Raw genomic sequence first — 21,149 nt, 5'->3', positions numbered from 1 at the left:
CTGGCAAAGAATTAGCCCCATTGTAGTCGAGAAGTTCCCCAATTCTGCTGTGGATTCCCTGACGATCTAACTGGCTTGGCAGGCTTTCATCTGTTGCCGTTGTTGCCATTTTGCCTCAAAGCGCGATCGCCGTTCCGGGGTCAGAGCTTCAATACAGTAGGGACAAGACACGCCAATCTCATAATCCACCGACGTTTTATCCTCAGCATCAATGGGATGGCCACAGGCATAGCACAGTTCATAGTGACCCGTTTCTAGGCCATGTTTGACCGTGACCCGTTCATCAAACACAAAGCATTCCCCTTCCCAGAGGCTTTCTGCAACGGGGATTTCTTCGAGATATTTTAAAATACCGCCCTTGAGATGGTAAACCTCCTGAAACCCTTGGTTTAAAAGGTAGGAAGTCGCCTTTTCACAGCGAATCCCCCCCGTGCAAAACATCGCCACCTTCGCATTTTTCTGGGGGTCTAGATTTTCGGCGACATAATCGGGAAATTCGCGGAAGGATTTGGTGTTGGGGTTAATGGCCCCTTTAAACGTACCGATGCCCACTTCATAATCATTGCGGGTATCCACGAGGGTCACATCCGGATTTTGGATCAAGTCATTCCAATCCTTGGGGTCAATGTAGGTGCCGACGGTATTGTTCGGATCAACGTTCGGCTGGCCTAGGGTGACAATTTCCTGTTTGAGTTTGACCTTGAGACGTTTAAAGGGCTGCTTGGGGGCCGTTGAAACTTTGTAGGTGAGATCTGCGAGGCGAGGATCTTGATGCAAAAAGTTCACCATGGCATCGAGGGCTGTTTGGGTCCCTGCAATGGTGGCATTGATGCCTTCGTGGGCCAACAGAATAGTGCCAATGATGTTTTGTTCGTCGGCAAAGTTAAAAATGGGTTGTTGCCGTTCTTTGTAGTCAGGAAAGTCGAAAAATTTATAAAAGGTGATGACAACAAAGTCCTTCATTTGGTCGGTGCCCTCAAACAGCAGACCCTATTTTAGCCTGTGTTTTTGCGCTTTTGAACTAAAGTGCGGCAGTCTCTATCTTCTTAGGGTGGGGAAGGATAGCGCGACTGTTGAAGTGTAGCGGAAACAGTCTATCAATGCGAACTTAGAGAACGAATAAATTCCCTGATTACGTCAGTCTTGCTTCTTTGATGTTTTTTGCAGTATTGCTCCAACAGTTGCCATTCGCGATCACTAATTCGGACATTTAGGTTTTTGGTAGTCATATAATGACGTTTGCATTACAGTATGAGCATGCTAACACGCCGCGTCACTTACAAAATCTACCCAAATCGCCAGCAGGAAAAGAAGCTGCATTATTGGCGGCGTTTACATTGCAGTTTGTACAACGCAGCAATTGCCAATCGAAAAACCCAGTACCAAAAGTTCAACCATGCAGTCGATTACTTTGAGCAGCAAAATAGTCTGCCGGAGTTCAAGAAAGTGTGGCCAGAGTTTAAGGAACTAGGTTCCCATGCGTTGCAGGCAACGTTAAAGCGAGTGGACTTTGCGTTCAACCGATTTTTCAAGGGATTGGGGGGATATCCAAAGTTCAAGGCATCTCGGAGATATTCGGGGTGGACATATCCTTGTGGAGCAGGTTGGCAGGTAGAAACAGACGGTGAGCATGGCTTCCTCAAGTTAAGCAACTTAGGCAGAATGCCGATGAGAGGAAAAGCGCGTACCTGGGGGAAACCAACAACCTGTACGATATTTTGCCGTCAGGGGAAATGGTATGCCTCAATCACCGTCAAATGTGAACCCAAGCGGGAAACCGAGGGTGGGTCTGTTGGCATTGATTTGGGTTGCAAGGAAGCGATTACCCTTTCTACAGGGGAGCAAATATCAAAGCCTGACTTTATCAAAGTCGGTGAGATTGCCGTAAAGCAAGCATCCAAGCAACTCAGACGGAAGCGTGCACCAAACCGAAATAAGCGAGTTAAAGCATCGCGGCGGTGGCGGAAAGCGAGACGACAAGTGTCAATGCGGCAACGCAAAATTACCCGTCAGCGCGAAGATTGGTTGCATCAAATCACAAGCAACATAGTCAGCGGTAATAGCCTAGTTGCAGGTGAGCAGTTAAACGTCAAAAACATGACCCGCAAAGCCAAAAAAGGCAGCAAACGGAAAGCTCAAAAAACAGGGCTTAACCGCTCCATTCTCTCGGTTGGCTTCGGCATGATTGGTTCAATGCTGGAATACAAGCTGGCAGAGGCGGGTGGATTCTATGTAGAGTCTCCTACCCGGAAACTAAAGCCCTCACAGCGTTGCGCTAAATGTTGGGAGTTAACGCCAAAGACATTGGCGAATAGGGTACATATTTGCTCAAACTCGAAATGTGGCCATGTAGAAGATAGAGATATCAATGCTGCTCAGGTCAATTTAGCCTGGGCAAGGGGTCAGGAACTGGCCTCTTTAGTCGCGGAGCCGCCAAGAACTACTGATTGTGGAAGCATGAGGCAACTTGGGACGATGAAACGACGGAAACTCCATGCCTCTTAGACTGGAGTAGTTCATTTTCCCCACCCATAATCGGAGGGGGAATGATATTCTCATTAATCGTGCTTATTCTAATCGGGTTTCGTCATTGATGGTTTTGGACTCTCCCAAGGAGCGTTTAGCTGAATTTTTACGCCTTTTGCCATTTTCTGTGGCGGAATTGCCAGCGGAGGCTTGCTTGGTGGGTGGTGCCGTGCGGGATGCCCTCTTGCAGCGCCAGAGTGATTATATTGATTTTGATTTCGTCGTCCCCAAAAAGGCAGTGGAAACGGCCCGTGCCATTGCAAAAAAATATCAAGCGGGTTTTGTGGTACTCGATGAGATGCGCCAAATTGCCCGGGTGGTCTTCCGGCAGGGGACGTTGGATTTTGCCCAACAGGAAGGGGGCAGCCTAGAGCGGGATCTGCGGCGGCGGGATTATTGTGTAAATGCGATCGCCTACCATATCCGTTCTGATTGCTTAGTCGATCCCCTCAATGGCCTCGCTGATTTGGAAAATAAGGTGTTGCGGATGGTGACACCGGAAAATTTGGCCGACGACCCCCTGCGGTTATTGCGGGCCTATCGCCAGGCGGCGCAGTTGGGCTTTACCTTAGATGCGGCCACCAGGGCACAAATCCGGGAATTGGCCCCTTTGATTAAAAATATTGCAGCCGAACGAATTCAGCATGAGTTGAACTATTTGTTGCACCACCCACAAGGCGATCGCTGGCTAGAGTTGGCCTTTCGGGATGGCTTGTTGGCCCATTGGTTGCCCGCAGCGGATCAAACGAGCTTAGACCGCATGCAACGGTTAACGGCCATTGGTCAAGAATTCGCCGCAGTCTACCCCGAATTTGCCACGGAGACAGCTTGGCTCGCCCTGGGGAAATTGGCCTGTTTGGTGGGCAGCGATCCCGAAAAAGCCCAACAGGCGATCGCCCGCTTGAAATATCCCCGGTACGAACTGCGCACCGTCAGCACCGTCATTGAAATGCTCCCCCAACTGTTGGCCAGCCAAGCACAACCCCTGAGCCTGCGAGAACAATACTTTTTCTTCCAAACGGTTAAGGGCGCTTTTCCGATCCTCGCCCTGGTTGCCCGGAGTTTTGGCCTTAGTGCCGCCCCGTTAGCGCCATTACTGCAACGGTATTTCACCGCCCATGATCCCGTCGCCCATCCGGTTTCGCTTTTATCAGGGAAGGATCTCATCCGTGAGTTGCACCTTTCCCCCAGTCCCCAAATTGGCCATCTACTCACCGAAATCCAAGTGGCCCATGTCGAAGGAAAAATTCACACCAAAGCCGAAGCGATCGAGTGGGGGCGATCGCAACTGCACTAGCCACAAAACACAAAAAATGCAGCCAAGCATCATCCTGGACTGCACCTTTAGATTATGCAATTGTGGGACTGCAATCAAAAATTAAGGGGTGATGTAGCCCAGTTCAGTGAGCTTCGCCATCACTTTTTCGATACTTTCTTCGAGTTCTTCGAGGTCAGTACGGCACTCCACTTCAGGATTGGTGGGCGCTTCATAGGGATCATCAATTCCGGTAAAACCTTTAATTTCACCCGCTCTCGCCCGTTGATAAAGACCTTTAACGTCCCGTCGTTCACATTCTTCGAGGGGGGCATTGACGAAAATCTCGACGAAATCACCAATTCGTTGCCGCACTTCTTCGCGAATTTCCCGGTAAGGAGAAATGGCAGAAACAAAGACAATCACGCCGTTGCGGGTGAGCAGATGGGAAACAAAGCCAATCCGACGAATATTTTCATCGCGGTCTTCTTTGCTAAAGCCTAGGCCCTTGGTGAGATTTGTCCGGACAATGTCGCCATCCAGGATTTCTAACTTACAGCCAGCCGCTTTTAAACGTTCCGCTAGGGCATGGCTAATGGTGGTTTTCCCTGCACCACTCAGACCGGTGAACCAAACTGTGACGCCACGATGCTCCATGTGACTTTTTTCCCTCAGAAACAAAACATAAACAGTTTAATGGGAGAAGGGTTTTTTTGAAATTTATCTCCTCACTGTGGTGCGTTTTGAACCAGATCAGCCGCTTCTTTCGGGATTGTCTTTTGTTGCCGCCGACGGCCGACAGCTACTAATTGTGAAAAAAAGCAAGCTTGGGGTTGCGTCCTGGCCAAAGGGCATTAGGATTGTAGAGATATTTCCACATCTTGAACATGTGGCATCAATCTCGACGCTGCACCATGGGCTGATCGCTAATTTCGGCACGGTTAGGTGACGAGATTCTGATTACAATTAAAAGCAATTTTTCTGCCCCCCTCTTGGTGATATGAACGAACTGCGCACAACTTCCTTGGATTCCCTAGAATCTGATTCTTGGTCTGCTGAAGCAGAGGCTAACCGTCTCATGGATGATGTGTTTGCGGATATCGATCAGCTCTTAGGCGATCGCCAGCCGCCCCAATCCTTTAGGCGATCGCCAGAGCCAGAAATCAGACCGATGCAATCGGTATTAGTCACCCAGGGAGACCTCATGGGGCCGCCTCCTGAAGAACCCCCCTTTCCACCAGAAGAGATCGACGCAGAATTGGTGGTCAAACGGGGCTGGGGCTATTACACAGAGCGACTTCTATTCATTTGTTCCTGTGCCTCTTTGGTGGGCGGTATTCTGTGGTTAGCGGCGAATGATCAGTTAAAAATACCGCAATTCCTCAGTCGTTCTACCCCTGCTGCGACGGAGACAGTCCCCCCAGAAAGCCCAGAGCCGGGAACAGAATTTGCCAACTACATTCAGCGAGCGCTCGACAATATTGACCGCCAAGCGGATACAGAAGCACCAGCATCAGAGGCGAATTCCGGGCCACAGGTCATTGAACGCATTTATATTCCGGTCTATCCACCGAATGCGGGCACCAATGGCAGCGCAAACTTATCCCAGGGTTTAGCCCTCTTACCGCCACCGCCAAGTGTTGAACCCCCCGTGGCGATCGCCCCCCCACCGCCACCAAAGCAAAATTCAGCTCCCTTGGCGATCGTGCCGCCCCCTGCCCCCCGTGCGGTGACCCCAACCGTCAACGATGTACCTGCGCCCCCCGCAGCGCCAAAGACGATGTATAGCCTCGTGGGGGTTTTAGAAGCGGGCGATCGCTCCGAAGCTTTATTCAAAATCAATGGCACCACCCAACGGTTCCGTCTCGGTGAAGAGTTGGGCAGTGGCAGTTGGAAGCTGATTGGTGCCCAGAGTAACCAAGTCATCCTGGAGCGGGCTGGTCAGACGCGCACTGTTTATGTTGGTCAAGACTTCCCCAGCAATTAAACTGCTAAAGGACGTTTTTAAGTTTTTGAGGCAGAGATTGTGTTGGCGTTTGGGAATCAACAGCCGATTCGGTTCGGCACAGACGGTTGGCGTGGCATTATTGCGGCGGATTTTACCTTTGAACGGGTACAACGGGTGGCGATCGCCACAGCCCATGTTTTAAAAGAAAATTTCGCAGAACAAGCCATTGATAACACGATAATCGTCGGCTATGATCGGCGGTTTCTCGCAGACGAATTTGCCCTCGCCGCCGCCGAAGCGATCCAGGGGGAAGGATTTCACGTACTTCTAGCCAATAGTTTTGCGCCAACCCCAGCCCTGAGCTATGCCGCCCACCACCACAAGGCTCTGGGGGCGATCGCCTTAACGGCCAGCCATAATCCAGCGGGTTATTTAGGATTAAAAGTGAAAGGGGCTTTCGGCGGCTCCGTTTCCGAAGAAATTACGGCTCAGATTGAAGCGCGACTGGAGGCGGGCAGTGAATCCCAAGCTTTAACAACGGGCAGTTTAGATTATTTTGATCCCTGGCGGGACTACTGCGCCGGACTACAGCAACTGGTTGATTTAGAAAAAATTCGCCAGGCGATCGCCGCTGATCGTCTCCAGGTCTTTGCCGATGTAATGTATGGCGCAGCGGCGGGCGGTTTGACCCAACTGCTCAATGCGGCGATCCAAGAAATCCATTGTGAACCAGATCCTTTGTTCGGCGGCCGCCCACCAGAGCCTTTAGAAAAACATTTGTCTCAACTGCAACGCACCATTCGCGCCGCCCATGATCAAGATGCAGACGTAATTCAGGTGGGATTTGTCTTTGATGGTGATGGCGATCGCATTGCTGCTGTGGCTGGGGATGGTGAGTTTTTCAGTTCCCAAAAGCTAATCCCGATTTTGCTGGCCCATTTGTCCCAAAATCGCCAATATCAAGGAGAAGTGGTAAAAACCGTCAGCGGCTCTGATTTAATCCCCCGTTTGAGCGAATACTACGGTTTACCAGTCTTTGAAACACCCATCGGCTACAAATACATTGCCGAACGAATGCAACAGACCCAGGTGCTTCTTGGTGGCGAAGAATCCGGCGGCATTGGCTACGGCCACCACATTCCCGAACGGGATGCGCTGCTGGCGGCATTGTATCTCCTAGAGGCGATCGCCATTTTTGATCAAGACCTCGGCGAGATTTACCAGACCCTCCAAAGCAAAGCTAATTTTTATGGCGCCTACGACCGCATTGATTTACATTTGCGGGATTTCTCCAGCCGCGATCGCCTATTAAACATCCTCGCGACAAATCCCCCCAAGGCGATCGCCAACCGTGACGTAATTCACAGCGACCCCAAAGATGGCTATAAATTCCGCCTTGCTGATCAAAGTTGGTTGCTGATTCGCTTTAGCGGTACCGAGCCTGTACTGCGGTTATATAGTGAAGCGGCCAATCCTGAAGCCGTACGAGAAATCCTGACCTGGGCGCAAACCTGGGCTGAGGCTGCCGACCAAGCCGAAGGTTAGACTAAACAGACAGGGAAGATGAAATATTTCTCCCTGCTCTGCCTGGGTTCACTGCCGAGTTAACGCCTTTGCACTACTGAAAATATGATGTTCAATCGCTCCCTCGCCATTTATTTCACATTAATTTGCGGCAGTTTCGGGATCTGCTCCACGAAGGCGATCGCCCAACCCCAGTGCAACGCTCCCTTAACAGAAATTGTGCCCCAACTCCTGGAAGATCTACCCAGCTATGGTAATCGGGTCATTCAACGGGCGCGTAATTTAGACCGCACTGAAGATAGTTTTAGTTACATTGTCATCGCTAGTCCAGGAAATTTAACTCCTCTGCCCCTCAAAAATCGTCAATATACGCCGACGGTTCCTGATACTACGGAGCAGATTTTTTTCACCACCCTAGAAACCCAATACAACAACAGTCAAAAAATTAGCTTTGAAAACTACTATTGGTTGTTTCTAACCCCTACGAACAATGGTTGGGCGATCGCCAATGTCGTTTCTAGCCTTGCCAATCCTGATCCTAGCCAACCAGCTAACCCTCCCCGTGATGCGTCCCGAGGTTCCGTGGGCCAAGCCACCAAGCTTTGGCTCCGCGATTTCCATGCGACCTGTTCTACCTAGGACTCTTTCTAAGGCGATCGCCACGTTTCTCATCTCAATGACGACGATCATCTCCACAAGAGGTTAGATCATCATTCTTAAAGTCAAAAAAACGCTTATTTTATATAACTATAAAGTATTTTATTTATATATCTAAAGATGCTATGGCTCAGATATCTAACCAAAACTTTATTCAAGACTTATTAATTCAACAAAAAATTACTTTTTTTTAATATTGGATTCTCTTTTTTTTGAAATTTAGCCTGTAAAATGAATGTATGCAAAGACCAGTCCCTTGGTACAGTTAAAAAAAATTAATATTTCGTTTTTGGGGATCTCACTTAATTTTTGATCTAATCTGTGTTCTGAAGTTAAGTGGAAGAAAAAACGAAGGTAGCTTGTTACTTCCATACTTTGCTGCGTCTCCGAAATTAATTGACTTGATTACTCTTTATGCAATGCATTTTTTTAAGATGCAGCTTATTAGTTCGAGTACAAATAAAGGAGAATTGACATGAATAAAATGTTCTTATTTGTCGGCGCTAGTATTTTTGTTCTTTTGGGAAATATGGCACAAGCTAACGAGATGTCACGGACAAAAGAGGCAAAGGGGAAACTTCTGTATATGCAGCCTGCTGGTTATGTTTGTGTAAACAATCCCAGTCCACAATGTGCTTTCCCCATGGAAGCTCTGACAATGGGTATGGGAGGGCAAATGCATGCCTTAGACAGGGAACAAGCCGCAGAACAACATGGGCCAGGCAAGCATCGTCATTTGTCTGAAAATCATCTTTGTTTGAATAATCCAAATCCTGAGTGCGCTAATCCTGTTCAGAGTGCAGATACCCGACAAAATATTCCGCCTCGGCTTAGATAGAGTTCGGTCATCTGGGTAATAAAAAAGCGCCGTCCCTTGAGGGCGGTTTTTATGGTTGATATATGTCTTTGAAATGGTGGATTGCCCTCTGAAAAACAGACTATCCACGCATGAGGAGAAGGTGGATAGTCGAGTTGAAAAAACTTCAGAAATGTCCTATTGATTATGGTGTAAAGTGCCAGTTTTCAAAGGTTTGGGGTCGAGAATTGGGGGTAGTCGGTTCTGGTTTTGGATCACCCAAGGAGGAATCTACTTCGTGAACTGTTGCGGGGACTGGTTGCGGGTCACCACCAGGATTGGCAATGCCGCCATGATTCTCACAAAGGGCTGGCCCCACGGTGCCGAGGCCACTGGAGCTGCCTGCATAGCTGTGGAGTGTGCCGTCTGCGCATTCAATGGCCCAGATATCTCTCCCATCTTTGTTATAGAGATGATAAGCGTTCCAGGCTAAAACGGACTGCGGCATTAAGGACAAGGCTACTGCCGGAATCATTAGGAAAGTGAGTGTTTTCATCAGAGGCTACCTCTTTTTATTCAGTTGTAAAACAGTCGATACTGGGGATTAGTTGCGGCGTATTAATCCCGATGCAGTATGACCCAGCGACGAGTGGCTTCAAGGGAGCCGTCAAGTGAAAAGAACTGCTTGATGATATTTGGTGTGGGTCTGTTTCGATCATAACCGACAGGAAAAGCACTAATGGGGCGTCTGTTTCTGGGCGCTTTGCAACTCAACTTTAAATTGTTGTTTCAGTTTGCTACTGGGAAAAGTTTTTTCTTCTATCCTTTGGCCATAAGTCCTAATGCTTGGGAGAAAAATTCGATGGCGACAATTCGTGGAAAAGTTTGTGCCGGTTTTGCCTTGGCGATCGCCAGTGTGCTCACCCAGCAAGCTCTAGTCAAAGCCCATCCCCCTGAACATTTCTCCCATCCATCTGAGATTGCCCAACAAAGCACTGGTGTAGATTTACCACCGGGGCCAAATACAATGTTACGGGCACCGGTGAGCATGGCAGAAAACCTCGAAGTGATTATCTCAGACGTGATTATTCCGCCGGGGGGAAGCTTGCCCCTCCATTACCATCCCGGTGAAGAATTTATCTATCTGCTCGAAGGCTCTGTGATTCATATCGAAACCGGAAAACCCAACCAAATTCTTGTAGCAGGCGATACCTATGTGATCCCGCCCTATGCCCAGCACGCTCCCCAAGGAGGCCCAGAAGGTGGGCGAGCTATTGTCTTTCGGGTGCATGTAAAAGGAGAGCCAGAGCGTATCCTAGTAGAAAGTGAAGAATAAGTTCTCCATCCAGGGGCAAAAATAGCTTGAGATAATGAAATTATTGAATCGATTCATTGGGGGTCTGGTGCTAGTCTGGCTTGCCCAGGGGACCAAAGCCGCAGCCTTTATGACCCACTTAATTCCCGGCCACGAATACCTCACCCTTTTTGCCCTTGAACAATTACAAACAAGCCCCGATCCCCTAACGCGCAACTTCTATGGCACGCCCGTCGGCTCCATTGATCGTCAAGCCCATCCTTTATTTAATGGCAATACCCTGGTGGATTTTCCGGGGCTAGATCGTCCCTTTGCCGAGCAGTTGATGCAAATTTTAGTCGGGCCAGAAGATTGGGAAGTTCTATCTGAAGCGGAACGGGATGAATTATTAGCGGGCATGATTCGCCACGATGACAATCGCTCCCAAATTACAAACTTCACGCGAAATTATCTGGGGAACGCCCAAGAAGAATCCGTCAGCGCCCATGAATCCTGTGGGTTATCCCATAATTTCATCAAAGACACCATTATCCATGGCGTTGCTTCCATGGCCGGGCCATTGTCTCCGCCGCCAGACTCCGAAAGTTTCGAGCAGCGACACCGAAAAATGACGGGTCTCAAATTTATCGGGGCCGCCCTCCATACTCTGCAAGACTCTTTTTCTAAGGCCCATACCCAAAGACACCCGGACACATGGCTCATCGAAGATATTTGTAGTTATCGCTTTGCCTACTTTGGCCGCAATGAACCTTCTGGCTATTCGGTAGGCTGTGTCCACACCCATTTTCCCTTTGAGGAAGATTTTGGTGGTGGGTCGTTATTAATCGATGATCAGGTGTGGGACCGGGGTCAAACGGGCTGTGAAATAGGAACAGACGGTCAATTGATCAAAAGTTTTGCTTGCCTAAAGGATGAGACCAAGATGGCCGTGGTGGTCACGCGGGATTTGCTGGCATTATTAGTGCCTTTTTTGAACCACGCCCTCTGGCACCAAGAGGTTTTACAGACTGAGCTAGAAACGACCTTGATGGATTTTTTGCAGACTTATCACCCAGACCCGGTGTTAAGGGCAGCCGACCAGGGGATTATGAGCTGCGATCGCCTGGCGGATTTTTCACCCCACACCCGTTTCGATGCCCACCCCCCAGAAATTCAACCCGTTACAATCGACTTTGAACCAGTGCCGTTCCAGCAAAATTTAATGGAGATATTTTTGAATGACCTTTAAGCTCGATAGCCTGCCTTCACAACAAGGCAAAAAAGCCATCGTTACCGGCGCAAATACAGGGCTTGGCTTTGAAACAGCCCTCGGTTTGGTAAAAACAGGCTGTCATGTGATTTTGGCCTGTCGGGACATGGACAAAGCAGGGGCGGCTGCAACTGAGATCCGTCAGCAGATCCCCGACGCTAACGTGGAGACAATGGCGTTAGATCTGAGTCAATTAGCCTCTGTTAAAGAATTTGCGACGGCCTACCGTCAACGGCATCAAACTTTAAATCTCCTCATCAACAATGCGGGCATTATGTTCCCTCCCTATAGCCAAACGGTAGATGGTTTTGAAAGTCAGTTTTGTGTGAATTATTTAGGCCATTTCCTCTTAACGGCGCTCTTAATTGATCTGATGCCCGACACCGCAGAATCACGGGTTGTTTCGCTCAGTAGCAACGCCCATAAATTCGGCAAAATCAATTTTCAAGATCTACAGTCCGAGCAAAACTATTCGGCGACAGCGGCCTATGGCCAGAGCAAGTTGGCTTGCTTACTGTTTGCGGTGGAGTTGCAACGGCGGCTAGCAGCAAAAAATAAAAACATTCTCTCGGTGGCGGCTCACCCAGGCATCGCCCCCACGGAACTTGGCCGCTACATTCCGGCATTTTTAGCGGGCCTAATCCGTTTGATTTTTGTACCTTTTTTCGCAAATTCCGTCGAACAAGGCGCATTACCCACCCTGATGGCTGCCCTCGAACCCACGGCAACCGGAGGCGACTATTTTGGCCCCCAGGGCTTTGGGGAGATGTCCGGCAAACCAGGACGCGTTGAGAAATCAGACCAAGCCAAGGACGAGGCGATCGCCAAGCAATTATGGGAGACTTCTGAAATGCTGATCAACTGTCCATTGACGATCCCAGACTAACGACAATGGTCAATTCCGTGGGTCATGCTCACATAAAATGCGGTCTAGTCCTTCCAGTTGACTGCAATCGATTGTGCCGTTCCCAGCATTCCCAGTAGAACCATTGGCACTACCGAGCGAAACGCCTTTGAGCAGAGACATACCCTTAAATCCCGATTGTTGATTATTCGCCCAACTGCTCGGATGACTGTCGCCAATGGTATAGTTGCCTGCTTTGAGGGTGACATTCGGGCGCACAATCCAATAGGCATTGGGCACGCCCCCTTGACCCGGTTGGGTCGTCGCTTGCCAGGGGCCATAGGTTGTGCCGTCCTGATGGGTCAGCCACATTGTTCCAGGAGCTTGACCCCGGGCATCGTTCCAATGGTAGTTCATAAAATAGGTCAACCGTGCCGCATTCGGTAAAGAAAACTGTGTGGCACTACTTGGGCTATTACGAACACCATAAATATTATTGTTATCAAAAAGAGTTACTTCTTGAAGGGCCACTTCTGGGGAGGCGGTTGGTGCTTGGGCAGCGGAATTATTTTGATTGAGACTGAGAAGATAGTCCCCTGTTTCACCGGCTTCATAGCTATTAACAACGATGGTATATTCTCCCGTATCGGGTAGTTTAATGACTAATGTTTCCTTTTCGCCTTTCCAGTTGTCATCAATTTGTGCGATTGCTTCTCCTTGGGGATCAACCAAAATCAACAATCCATCAAAAGCTTGGGTTTCAAGGGTAATTTGAATCGTATCTCCGGCTTGCCCCGTAAATAGATGCGCATTGTAAAATGTCCCATCATCAAAAACCCGACTATTCCTCGTTAAGGTGCCTCGCCATTGCCTTGAATTTGCACCTGTTTGGGTCTGGCTCGGTGTAGAGGACTGGGTGGCGCTGTTATATTTATTTGCTGAAACGATGCAATAGGCGTAGCTGTTGCGGAACGTGTCGGTGTTTCGCACCTGTACCCAACTGGCGGTTCCTTCGACATAGTAGGGCAGCGGGCCTTCGATCATCCGCACTTGGCGCGTTTGGGGGCCAAATTCTAGCAGATAACCCTTGCCCGCCCTGAGATCAAAGGGGCCAGTAACTTCCCAGATCCCATTATTTTGAGTCCAGTTAGGCCGCATTTCTGAGGTGATCATTGAAAAAATGACGTACACAGGCCCAGGGTTTTGGGGGCCATCATTGAGAGCTTCTTGGTAGGGTGTCCATTCTAAAGGCCCCTGAAACGGTAAACCATAGTTCCCACAGGAAAGGGCCACATCACCGCCATCTTCCTGGGACGTATTTTGGGAGCCGGACTGACTACAGGGAACTTCCACAAGGCGACAGTTGTACTGGTCACAAACTTCCTCAAAACAGCGATTTTCGAGATTATCGAAGGGGTTGGCTGCGGTGAGGGTCGCCCCTTGGAACATCAGTAGGGCTCCGAGAAAAACAGTCCGACTACTAAAATTAGCAACCTGTTGAATCTTCATTTGCCTTCCCCCTGTGTTGAGAATGGGGACATTGCTTTGAGATTTAGAAAAAGCTTCTTTTTAGGAATAGTCAATCTATTTGACCACTGGCTAAATTTGTTGCGACTTTAACAATTAAATTGTTGCTTTTTTTCTAGATCTTTCCTTATTTTCATTGTATCAAAGTAATTTCAGGGCCATAGGTAATGTTTTAGACTTTACTTTAGGGTTTAATTTTTTGGTCAATAAATATTAACTTGTGTTGATAATTTTAAATTAAAGCCAATAGGGTTTTACTAGGGAACAGCGATGATTGTCGTCCTCAGGTTTTGCAAAGAGAATCCGGCCCAGAATCAGGCGATCGCCAAATAATTGATCGCAGTATGATTTAGCGAAACATTACTATACCGGGCTGATGTAAGTGGCAATGGCTACCATGGAAGTAGGCTCCCAGACTTATAACCTGACTCCATCGGTTTCATTGCGTCGTGGCCACAAACGCTGTCACATCCTCAAAAGTTTTAGACCTTCAGCTCAAACCATGGCTGTATGGTTTGGGGATCATCGCCGTTGCTGGAATTTGTGTTGTCCTCTTCCGCCCAAAACCGATTCCGGTAGAAGTGGTGACCATTAAACCGGGGCCTTTGCAAGTGATGGTCATTGAGGAAGGACAGACCTACCTTGAGGACCGCTACCTGGTGTCTACCCCCGTTGCAGGGTATGTGCCCCGACTGGATCTTGAGGTCGGTGATCCGGTGAGCCAGGATCAAATAATCGCCCAGATTGATCCCCTCGAATTTGATAATGATGTGTCGGCAATCTTGGCCCAAATCAATGCCCTCCAAGCCGAAAAAACAGGCGTTGCCACCCTCCGACCGAAGACAGAGAGTTTGACCCAAGCAGAAGCCAAGATCAAGGCGGTTGAAGCGGAAATTGCAGCGGATCAGGCGATCGCCACGGAATTGAGAATTCGTTTCATCCAAGCGCAACAGGAACAACAACGGGGAGAATTTCTCTATCGCAATGGCGCTATCTCGAAACAGGCTTTAGAAACATTGGCACTGAATACCAAGGCGATCGCCCAAAATTTAGAAGTGGCACAACAAAGACTGAACCAAGCCCAGGCGAATCTGCAAGAGGCGATCGCCGCACGGGATGAACTGCGGGCCACCCAACAGGATCCTGATTATTTGCTCGAAGTTTATGATGCCCAAATTCGCAGTTTAGAGGCAGAGCTTGCCAACCGCACCGACCAAGTCCAACGCACCGCGATCAAAGCGCCCATCAGTGGCCAAGTGCTGCGTCTCTATCAAAAAAATTACCAATATCTGGAAGCGGGACAGTCCCTGCTAGAGCTTGGAGATCTACAAAATTTAGCGGTGATGGTGGATGTGCTCTCTAGTGAAGCGACCCAGATTCAACCCGGAAATCCTGTCATCATCGACCAATGGGGTGGCGATCGCCCTTTGACGGGCCAAGTGAAACGCCTTGAACCAGCGGCTTTTACCAAAGTGTCGGCCCTCGGCGTCGAAGAACAACGGGTAAATGTGGTGGTTAGCCTCGATGACATTCCCGCCAACCTGGGCGATCAATATCGGGTCGAAACTCAGATCGTGGTTTGGCAAGCCAGAAATGTATTGCAGGTGCCCCTTAGCGCCCTATTTCGCTGCGATGAGCAATGGTGTGTGTTTCTCATGGAAGCGGGACAGGCCCAAGCAGTGGCGGTGGAGATTGGCCACAAAACGGAACAGAATGCCCAGGTCAAAAGCGGTTTAGCTGCCAATGATCAAGTGATCCTTTATCCCTCTGGAGATATTCAAACTGGGCGTCGAGTACAGCCCCAAGCAGACCGTGCAGCGCCGACAAACTAGGGGGCGATAATTATGACCGACTCACCCATCGTTCTTTTTTGGATTCAACACCTTTCCAAGACCTATTACATCGGCGATGTGGCCGTACAAGCCCTAAAAAATATCGATTTAGAATTATACGAGGGGGAATTTGTCGTGCTGTTGGGCGCTTCGGGAAGTGGTAAATCAACCTTGCTGAATATTTTGGGGGGTTTAGATATTCCGAGTACGGGCGAAATTTTTTTTCGGGGCAAAAATCTCACCACCGCCAATGAAGCGCAACTCACCCGTTACCGCCGCAACCATGTGGGCTTTGTGTTCCAATTTTATAATTTGATCCCAAGTCTGACCGCCGCCGAAAACGTGGCCCTCGTAACGGATCTGGTGGCCCATGCCATGGCACCAACGGAGGCTCTGACCTTAGTGGGTTTAGAGAATCGCCTCGATCATTTCCCGGCTCAACTATCGGGGGGCGAGCAACAACGGGTCGCGATCGCCCGGGCGATCGCCAAACAACCAGAGGTTTTGCTCTGTGATGAACCGACGGGAGCCTTAGATTTCCAAACCGGGAAACGGGTGCTGCAAGTGCTCGAACAGATTAATCGCGACCTGGGCACCACCGTCGCCGTAATTACCCACAATGCCGGGATTGCGGCTATGGCCGACCGGGTCTTGCGGATGCGCAGTGGGGAAATTGTCGCCATCGAAACGAACGCGATCAAAAAATCACCATTGCTTTTGGAGTGGTAGGGATGGTTGCATCGCTGGATCGGAAGTTATGGCGAGACCTACAGGCCCAGTGGGGTCAACTTTTGGCGATCGCCCTCGTGGTGGCCTGTGGCATTGCTTGTTTTGTGATGATGCTCAGTGCTTACCATTCCCTGGTGCTAACCCAGACAGCCTACTATGAACGCTATCGGTTTGGGGAAGTGTTTGCGGAACTGAAGCGTGCGCCCCAAAACCTACAATCACAAATCGCTGCCATCAACGCAGTTCAGGAAGTACAAACCCGGATTGTCGCTGATATCACCCTCAATGTACCAGGACTCTTAGAACCGGCCACAGCGCGGTTAATTTCCCTGCCTCCTAGACGCGAGGGGATGCTCAATGGTTTGTTTTTGCGCAGTCCAGGCACCTTTCCCGATCCCCAGCAGCCTGAGGAAGTGCTCATCAGTGAGGCCTTTGCCGAAGCCAATCAGATCCAAGTGGGCGATCGCCTGGGGGCAATTCTCAATGGTCGCTGGCAAAACCTCCGGGTCACGGGCATTGCCCTCAGCCCTGAATATATCTATGCGGTTTCCGGGGGAAATATTTACCCAGACGACAAACGTTTTGGCATCCTCTGGGCCAACGAAACCGCTTTAGGTCACGCCTTTGGTCTTGATGGTGCCTTTAATAGCGTCGTGCTCACGTTGACTCCTGGGGCTAATGAACGGGCCGTGATTACCCAGTTAGATCACCTCCTCGAACGGTATGGCGGCTTGGGGGCCTATGGTCGCCGTGATCAATTTTCTCACCGGATTGTGAGCGATGAAATTCAGAGTTTAGAAGTTTCTGCCACGATCCTACCGACAATCTTTTTGGCGATCGCCGCTTTTTTGCTGCATATTTTAATCTCCCGCCTGATCGCCATCCAAAGGGGACAAATTGCCGTGCTCAAGGCCTTTGGCTATACCAATGTCCAAGTGGGCTGGCATTACCTCAAATTCATGTTGCTGGTTTTTAGTGGTGGTGCTGTCTTGGGGTTGTCCTGCGGGCTTTGGCTCGGACAAGGTTTAACCCAACTGTATGCAGACTTTTTCCATTTTCCCTTCCTGCGCTACGAAGCCAGTGCCCTGCTGATCATCACCGCCTTGCTTATTAGTGGTGGTGCGGCCTGTATTGGCGGATTGATGGCGGTACGGGAAGCGATTCTCTTGCCCCCAGCCGAGGGCATGCGACCCAAACAACCCGTGACATTTCGCGCCACCATGGTCGAAAGATTGGGCTTACAACGGTTTTTTTCGCCAGCCGGACGGATTATTCTCCGCAATCTCGAACGTCGTCCCCTCCGCGCTAGCTTATCGATCCTCGGCATTACTGTGGCTGTGGCTATTTTACTAACGGGGTTTGGCCTGCAAGGATCCATGACGGCTTTAATGGATATCCAATTTCAAACCGTGCAGCGCGAAGACATGACCTTAACGTTTAATCAACTGTTGCCCTATCGCAGCCGCTATCACCTGCGCCACCTCCCAGGCATTCTCAAGACGGAGGTTTTTCGGTCGGTGCCAGTGCGGTTACGCCACGGCCACTATCAATATCGCCTGGCGATTACCGGCCTCGAACCCCAAGGGGAATTACGACAGCTCGTTAACCGTCAACTGCAACCCGTCTCTTTACCGCCAGGGGGCCTCGTCTTGGGCACCAAGTTGGGGGAAATCCTTCATATTCAACCTGGCGATCGCCTCGGAGTCGAAGTCCTTGAGGGGAAACGCCAACAAACACAAACCTGGGTGATGGGCTTAGTGGATGAACCGATTGGCCTATCGGCCTACATGAATTTAGCAGCGCTGAATCAAATGCTGGGTGAAGGCCAGGTCATTTCCGGGGCCTATGTCCTCATTGACTCCCACGTAAAAGAGCAACTTTACCAAGCCCTCAAACAGTTACCAGCCATTGAAGGCATTGCGTTTCGGGAAGCTCTGTTAGAAAGTTTCCAAGCCATTAGCGGCGAAAGCCTCCAGATTATGACCGGCATTATTGTCCTCTTTGCCTGCATTATCACTTTCAGTGTGGTTTACAATTCAGCGCGCCTTGCCCTGTCCGAAAGAAGCCACGAGTTAGCCACTCTGAGGGTGATGGGATTTACCCAAACCGAAATTGCTTTTATCCTCCTAGGGGAACAAACTCTGCTCACATTCATCGCCATTCCCTTGGGTTTGGGGCTGGGGGTACTGCTGCTCTGGCTGTTGGTGCAAGCTTACAATACGGAGCTTTATCGTCTACCGTTAACCCTAAACACAGGTATCTATGGGCTGACGGCTTTGATCGTCATTGTCACGTCTCTCATCTCCAATCTGCTCATTTATTCCCAGCTTCAGACCCTGAATTTAGTGACCGTCTTAAAAATCCAAGAGTAGTCCCTCAATCAATATTGGGTCAGCCAAATGGAGCCGATGGCGGCATGGTCTTCGTATTGGGTGGTCGTTTGATAGCTGTCTTGGCGATCAGGATAAATACCTGCATAATCGCTTAGGGTCCATTGATTCGAGCGGAAGAAGAGCCAGGATGTTTGGTCAGTGCTGAAAGGGGAGTCGGCAAATTGAATCAATTCTCGACTTTCATTTTCTGTGCTGTAGCTGAGGGTTGCAGGGCCATAGGCGGCGATCGCCTCGGATAAGGGAGTGCCAGGGCCAACCCCCGCCGCGGTACGGTAACTGGGATTGTCCACCATAATCCGAATAATTTTGTCCTGGTCACCGGGAAGATTGTCACCACTGTCCCCATCAAAGGCCACCACGAACTGGGCTGCACCGTAGAGATTTACTTGCCAGCCGGTGGGCAGATCGACCCCCAAAGGCACGGCTTCCAAGGTGGCCGCTTCGGGAAGTTGGGCTTTAAACTCTCTAAAAGTCATTCCTAGACGGGCAGGCCCGACCCCCTCGGCGGTAATTAGATAATCTGCACTGGGCGATCGCACGCCGAGATCGGCACAGCCATTGGGGACGCCATCGATCAAACTGGCAGAGATAAGCCGCAGGCTATAGCCATCCCAATAATATTCAGAGTCCTCTAGGCAAGTCCCTGCGCCGTTAAATTTATAGCCATTGCTGAGAACGCTAGTTTCTGGGTCAAAGGTGGGAAAGCCAGCGAGGGCCAAGCGGGAATGGGTGATGGTTTCACCGTCAACGTAAACAAATTCATAGGCTCCTTGGTAGGCCGCCATAAAGCACAGCACACTCACCAAATATTGATCTTCGCCCTGTTGATACACCGCCACATCATCGAGATTCGCAGCCAAATTATCGTTGTCCAGGCAGAGACCAAGGCTGGCTTGCTGATCCACCACCCGCTGAAAAATACTGGCTTTTTCTGATCCGGTCACCGTGCGGGCGATCGCCACGGGGATTGGTGGAGTGATCCCCGGCTCTGGGGTAGGAAGACTCGGCTCAGGTTCAGTTGGGGTTTGTTTTAAAACAGCACCAAAGCCCGGTTGGGGCGGCGAGGGCTGAATACTGGCGGTGGTGCGGTTCCCGAAAAACTGATAGGCGGCGATCGCACTGAAAACAAAGGCCGTGGCGGGGAGGGTGTAGTAGTAAAATTTTTGCATGGTGGGCAGGGCTCCTGGGTAATCACTTTAAATTTCAGTCAAACATTCCAGTCAACAAAAACGCTAGAGACAGAGTTGCGCTGAATAGGTCTGGGAACCTCGACCCGGTTGGCAGCGCCAGGTCACTTGGCGATCGCTGACCGTCCAGGTGCCATTGGCATTTTTATTGAGGGAAATCGTAAACCGTTGCCCCCGCACCGAATCATCCAACAGACCTTCTTGGGTGATCGTCACCGTAGAGCGTTGGGGGTTTTCCACCGTATCGTTTTGTCGTTCGATGCTGACCCGAAAACTCTCTGGAGTGTAACCAAGGCCTTTTGCCGTTGCCAAAGCCACCATGAGCGGATCCTGGGCCGCCCCCTGGTTGTTAGCAAATAGGAGTGGCTCGCTCGCCTGGGCCAATAACGTCGCCTGATCAAATAAATTCACCAAAGACGCCTTGTTCACGCTTTGCACCTCAACGATCCCCGGCACATCCGGCGCTTCGTACCAACCATAGGCCACATCAAACTGGCTTTGAATTTCCGCAAAAACCACATCAATGCCATTAATTGATGCCCGACTGACCTTCGGATTTGGCCCCACGGTGCGCCCCTGGGCAAATTCTTGGAGGGTTAAATTTTGGGGGTTGGGTTGCCGCCGGAGGGTCTGGGGATAAATCGCATCTGTCCCTAGCACGGGCGTTCCTTGGGCAAGGCAACGAATCAAATTAAAATCTCCCGGCCTGAGGATTGAAATGCTGCCATCATTGCGGAGCATCGTCCGAAAATTTCGGGGAATTTCCAGTTGGATACCAAATTGCTCGAACTTAACAATACGGGTTGCATCAACGGCGCTTAAATCATTCGTATTCCGACAAACCCCTTGGCTGGTGGCCGGTGGTAGCTGTCGTGAAATGCCAATTCCCCCAAGGGCGATCGCCCCAGCGATCATTAAACAATTGCCAACTAATTTTTTGTTCATCATCACACCTTTGCCGATAACCTTCTGGCTTCAACAGATTTAAAATTCGGAGATTTATTTACACCGACGATCCCAAGCCAAAAAAGTTTTTCTCGTTTACTAATGCCCCCAGCTTAAACAGGATTTTTCTGGCCTCAACGATGGTTACATTTTTTGTGACATAAATTCGAAAGCCGCAAGGCAATTGCCTACAAAAATCCGAAAGACAAGATTAAGATTTCTTAAGAGCATTTTCTGGCTCATTGAAGACTTCGATGACAAGTTGTTAACCTAAATTTATCGATTTTTTATGAATTTCTCCCCTACAACTAAACAATTAACCCCTAGAAAAAATGCAGACCTGGCGCACTTCCTGGAGTCATATTTAAAACGAATCAGCCTGACATGAAAATTTGGCTTAGAACAACCAAAAACTTCAATAT

General features: G+C 49.7%; 18 protein-coding genes. 12 read left to right on the top strand and 6 right to left on the bottom strand.

The window, feature by feature from the left end:
- Nucleotides 1-66: 66 nt before the first annotated feature.
- Nucleotides 67-963, bottom strand: a complete 897-nt coding sequence (gene trhO, locus FEK30_RS11715; protein WP_030007133.1) for an oxygen-dependent tRNA uridine(34) hydroxylase TrhO — start codon at nucleotides 961-963, stop codon at nucleotides 67-69.
- Nucleotides 964-1,251: 288 nt separating this feature from the next.
- Between trhO and FEK30_RS11705 the strand changes: the two genes are divergently transcribed.
- The gene (locus tag FEK30_RS11705) at nucleotides 1,252-2,505 is read left to right on the top strand and encodes an RNA-guided endonuclease InsQ/TnpB family protein (RefSeq protein ID WP_255447867.1); all 1,254 of its coding nucleotides are present in this window, start codon (nucleotides 1,252-1,254) and stop codon (nucleotides 2,503-2,505) included.
- Nucleotides 2,506-2,593: 88 nt separating this feature from the next.
- A complete protein-coding gene (locus FEK30_RS11700; RefSeq protein WP_168191146.1) occupies nucleotides 2,594-3,823 on the top strand; it encodes a tRNA nucleotidyltransferase/poly(A) polymerase-related protein in 1,230 nt (409 codons plus the stop codon).
- Nucleotides 3,824-3,904: 81 nt separating this feature from the next.
- On the opposite strand, the gene cysC is transcribed toward FEK30_RS11700, so the two are convergent.
- Nucleotides 3,905-4,438 (bottom strand): adenylyl-sulfate kinase, encoded by a 534-nt coding sequence (gene cysC, locus FEK30_RS11695; RefSeq protein ID WP_030007136.1) that lies wholly within the window; start codon nucleotides 4,436-4,438, stop codon nucleotides 3,905-3,907.
- 343 nt (nucleotides 4,439-4,781) lie between these two features.
- Here cysC and FEK30_RS11690 point away from each other — a divergent pair, with 343 nt between their 5' ends.
- The 4 genes from FEK30_RS11690 (at nucleotide 4,782) to FEK30_RS11675 (ending at nucleotide 8,748) form a co-directional block, all read left to right on the top strand.
- A complete protein-coding gene (locus tag FEK30_RS11690; RefSeq protein WP_138073280.1) occupies nucleotides 4,782-5,768 on the top strand; it encodes a hypothetical protein in 987 nt (328 codons plus the stop codon).
- Between the two features lie 42 nt (nucleotides 5,769-5,810).
- A complete protein-coding gene (locus FEK30_RS11685; protein ID WP_138073800.1) occupies nucleotides 5,811-7,274 on the top strand; it encodes a phosphoglucomutase/phosphomannomutase family protein in 1,464 nt (487 codons plus the stop codon).
- A gap of 84 nt (nucleotides 7,275-7,358) precedes the next feature.
- Entirely contained in the window at nucleotides 7,359-7,892 is a 534-nt protein-coding gene (locus FEK30_RS11680) for a hypothetical protein (RefSeq protein ID WP_071884912.1), read from the top strand.
- A 493-nt stretch (nucleotides 7,893-8,385) separates the two neighbouring features.
- Nucleotides 8,386-8,748 carry a hypothetical protein gene (locus tag FEK30_RS11675; protein WP_030007142.1) on the top strand — a complete coding sequence of 121 codons (363 nt, stop codon included), beginning with the start codon at nucleotides 8,386-8,388 and terminating at the stop codon, nucleotides 8,746-8,748.
- Nucleotides 8,749-8,911: 163 nt separating this feature from the next.
- On the opposite strand, the gene FEK30_RS11670 is transcribed toward FEK30_RS11675, so the two are convergent.
- On the bottom strand, nucleotides 8,912-9,262 hold the full coding sequence (locus FEK30_RS11670) for a hypothetical protein (RefSeq protein ID WP_138073279.1): 351 nt from the start codon (nucleotides 9,260-9,262) through the stop codon (nucleotides 8,912-8,914).
- 306 nt (nucleotides 9,263-9,568) lie between these two features.
- On the opposite strand from FEK30_RS11670, the gene FEK30_RS11665 reads away from it, so the two are divergent.
- From FEK30_RS11665 to FEK30_RS11655, 3 genes are read left to right on the top strand one after another with little or no spacing between them, the layout of a single operon-like run.
- On the top strand, nucleotides 9,569-10,042 hold the full coding sequence (locus FEK30_RS11665; RefSeq protein ID WP_084449040.1) for a cupin domain-containing protein: 474 nt from the start codon (nucleotides 9,569-9,571) through the stop codon (nucleotides 10,040-10,042).
- A 34-nt stretch (nucleotides 10,043-10,076) separates the two neighbouring features.
- A complete protein-coding gene (locus tag FEK30_RS11660; protein ID WP_138073278.1) occupies nucleotides 10,077-11,249 on the top strand; it encodes a hypothetical protein in 1,173 nt (390 codons plus the stop codon).
- Nucleotides 11,239-12,156 carry an oxidoreductase gene (locus FEK30_RS11655; RefSeq protein ID WP_138073277.1) on the top strand — a complete coding sequence of 306 codons (918 nt, stop codon included), beginning with the start codon at nucleotides 11,239-11,241 and terminating at the stop codon, nucleotides 12,154-12,156. Before FEK30_RS11660 ends, FEK30_RS11655 begins: the two co-directional genes overlap by 11 nt.
- 9 nt (nucleotides 12,157-12,165) lie before the next feature.
- On the opposite strand, the gene FEK30_RS11650 is transcribed toward FEK30_RS11655, so the two are convergent.
- A complete protein-coding gene (locus FEK30_RS11650) occupies nucleotides 12,166-13,623 on the bottom strand; it encodes a PPC domain-containing protein (protein ID WP_138073276.1) in 1,458 nt (485 codons plus the stop codon).
- Between the two features lie 467 nt (nucleotides 13,624-14,090).
- Here FEK30_RS11650 and FEK30_RS11645 point away from each other — a divergent pair, with 467 nt between their 5' ends.
- The 3 genes from FEK30_RS11645 to FEK30_RS11635 are packed head-to-tail and all read left to right on the top strand — an operon-like array spanning nucleotide 14,091 to nucleotide 18,574.
- Entirely contained in the window at nucleotides 14,091-15,473 is a 1,383-nt protein-coding gene (locus FEK30_RS11645) for an efflux RND transporter periplasmic adaptor subunit (protein WP_138073275.1), read from the top strand.
- 12 nt (nucleotides 15,474-15,485) lie between these two features.
- Nucleotides 15,486-16,202: an ABC transporter ATP-binding protein gene (locus tag FEK30_RS11640; protein ID WP_138073274.1), complete on the top strand. Its 717-nt coding sequence runs from the start codon at nucleotides 15,486-15,488 to the stop codon at nucleotides 16,200-16,202.
- A 2-nt stretch (nucleotides 16,203-16,204) separates the two neighbouring features.
- Nucleotides 16,205-18,574, top strand: a complete 2,370-nt coding sequence (locus FEK30_RS11635) for an ABC transporter permease (RefSeq protein ID WP_138073273.1) — start codon at nucleotides 16,205-16,207, stop codon at nucleotides 18,572-18,574.
- 8 nt (nucleotides 18,575-18,582) lie between these two features.
- Here the strand turns inward: FEK30_RS11635 and FEK30_RS11630 are convergent, their stop codons facing one another.
- Together FEK30_RS11630 and FEK30_RS11625 are read right to left on the bottom strand one after the other, a co-directional pair.
- The gene (locus FEK30_RS11630) at nucleotides 18,583-19,764 is read right to left on the bottom strand and encodes a DUF1176 domain-containing protein (RefSeq protein ID WP_138073272.1); all 1,182 of its coding nucleotides are present in this window, start codon (nucleotides 19,762-19,764) and stop codon (nucleotides 18,583-18,585) included.
- A 63-nt stretch (nucleotides 19,765-19,827) separates the two neighbouring features.
- A complete protein-coding gene (locus FEK30_RS11625) occupies nucleotides 19,828-20,730 on the bottom strand; it encodes a hypothetical protein (protein ID WP_138073271.1) in 903 nt (300 codons plus the stop codon).
- Nucleotides 20,731-21,149: the final 419 nt, after the last annotated feature.

It is taken from the genome of Picosynechococcus sp. PCC 11901 (assembly GCF_005577135.1).
Classification (GTDB): Bacteria; Cyanobacteriota; Cyanobacteriia; order Cyanobacteriales; family MRBY01; genus MRBY01.
The sequence above is the reverse complement of the archived record's forward strand: the minus strand, read 5'-3'. Positions and strand labels throughout refer to the sequence as shown.

Coding starts and splice junctions, on each gene's coding strand:
- trhO (WP_030007133.1), bottom strand. CDS start 963: ATGAAGGACTTTGTTGTCATCACCTTTTATAAATTTTTCGACTTTCCT.
- FEK30_RS11705 (WP_255447867.1), top strand. CDS start 1,252: ATGAGCATGCTAACACGCCGCGTCACTTACAAAATCTACCCAAATCGC.
- FEK30_RS11700 (WP_168191146.1), top strand. CDS start 2,594: ATGGTTTTGGACTCTCCCAAGGAGCGTTTAGCTGAATTTTTACGCCTT.
- cysC (WP_030007136.1), bottom strand. CDS start 4,438: ATGGAGCATCGTGGCGTCACAGTTTGGTTCACCGGTCTGAGTGGTGCA.
- FEK30_RS11690 (WP_138073280.1), top strand. CDS start 4,782: ATGAACGAACTGCGCACAACTTCCTTGGATTCCCTAGAATCTGATTCT.
- FEK30_RS11680 (WP_071884912.1), top strand. CDS start 7,359: ATGATGTTCAATCGCTCCCTCGCCATTTATTTCACATTAATTTGCGGC.
- FEK30_RS11675 (WP_030007142.1), top strand. CDS start 8,386: ATGAATAAAATGTTCTTATTTGTCGGCGCTAGTATTTTTGTTCTTTTG.
- FEK30_RS11670 (WP_138073279.1), bottom strand. CDS start 9,262: ATGAAAACACTCACTTTCCTAATGATTCCGGCAGTAGCCTTGTCCTTA.
- FEK30_RS11665 (WP_084449040.1), top strand. CDS start 9,569: ATGGCGACAATTCGTGGAAAAGTTTGTGCCGGTTTTGCCTTGGCGATC.
- FEK30_RS11660 (WP_138073278.1), top strand. CDS start 10,077: ATGAAATTATTGAATCGATTCATTGGGGGTCTGGTGCTAGTCTGGCTT.
- FEK30_RS11655 (WP_138073277.1), top strand. CDS start 11,239: ATGACCTTTAAGCTCGATAGCCTGCCTTCACAACAAGGCAAAAAAGCC.
- FEK30_RS11650 (WP_138073276.1), bottom strand. CDS start 13,623: ATGAAGATTCAACAGGTTGCTAATTTTAGTAGTCGGACTGTTTTTCTC.
- FEK30_RS11640 (WP_138073274.1), top strand. CDS start 15,486: ATGACCGACTCACCCATCGTTCTTTTTTGGATTCAACACCTTTCCAAG.
- FEK30_RS11635 (WP_138073273.1), top strand. CDS start 16,205: ATGGTTGCATCGCTGGATCGGAAGTTATGGCGAGACCTACAGGCCCAG.
- FEK30_RS11630 (WP_138073272.1), bottom strand. CDS start 19,764: ATGCAAAAATTTTACTACTACACCCTCCCCGCCACGGCCTTTGTTTTC.
- FEK30_RS11625 (WP_138073271.1), bottom strand. CDS start 20,730: ATGATGAACAAAAAATTAGTTGGCAATTGTTTAATGATCGCTGGGGCG.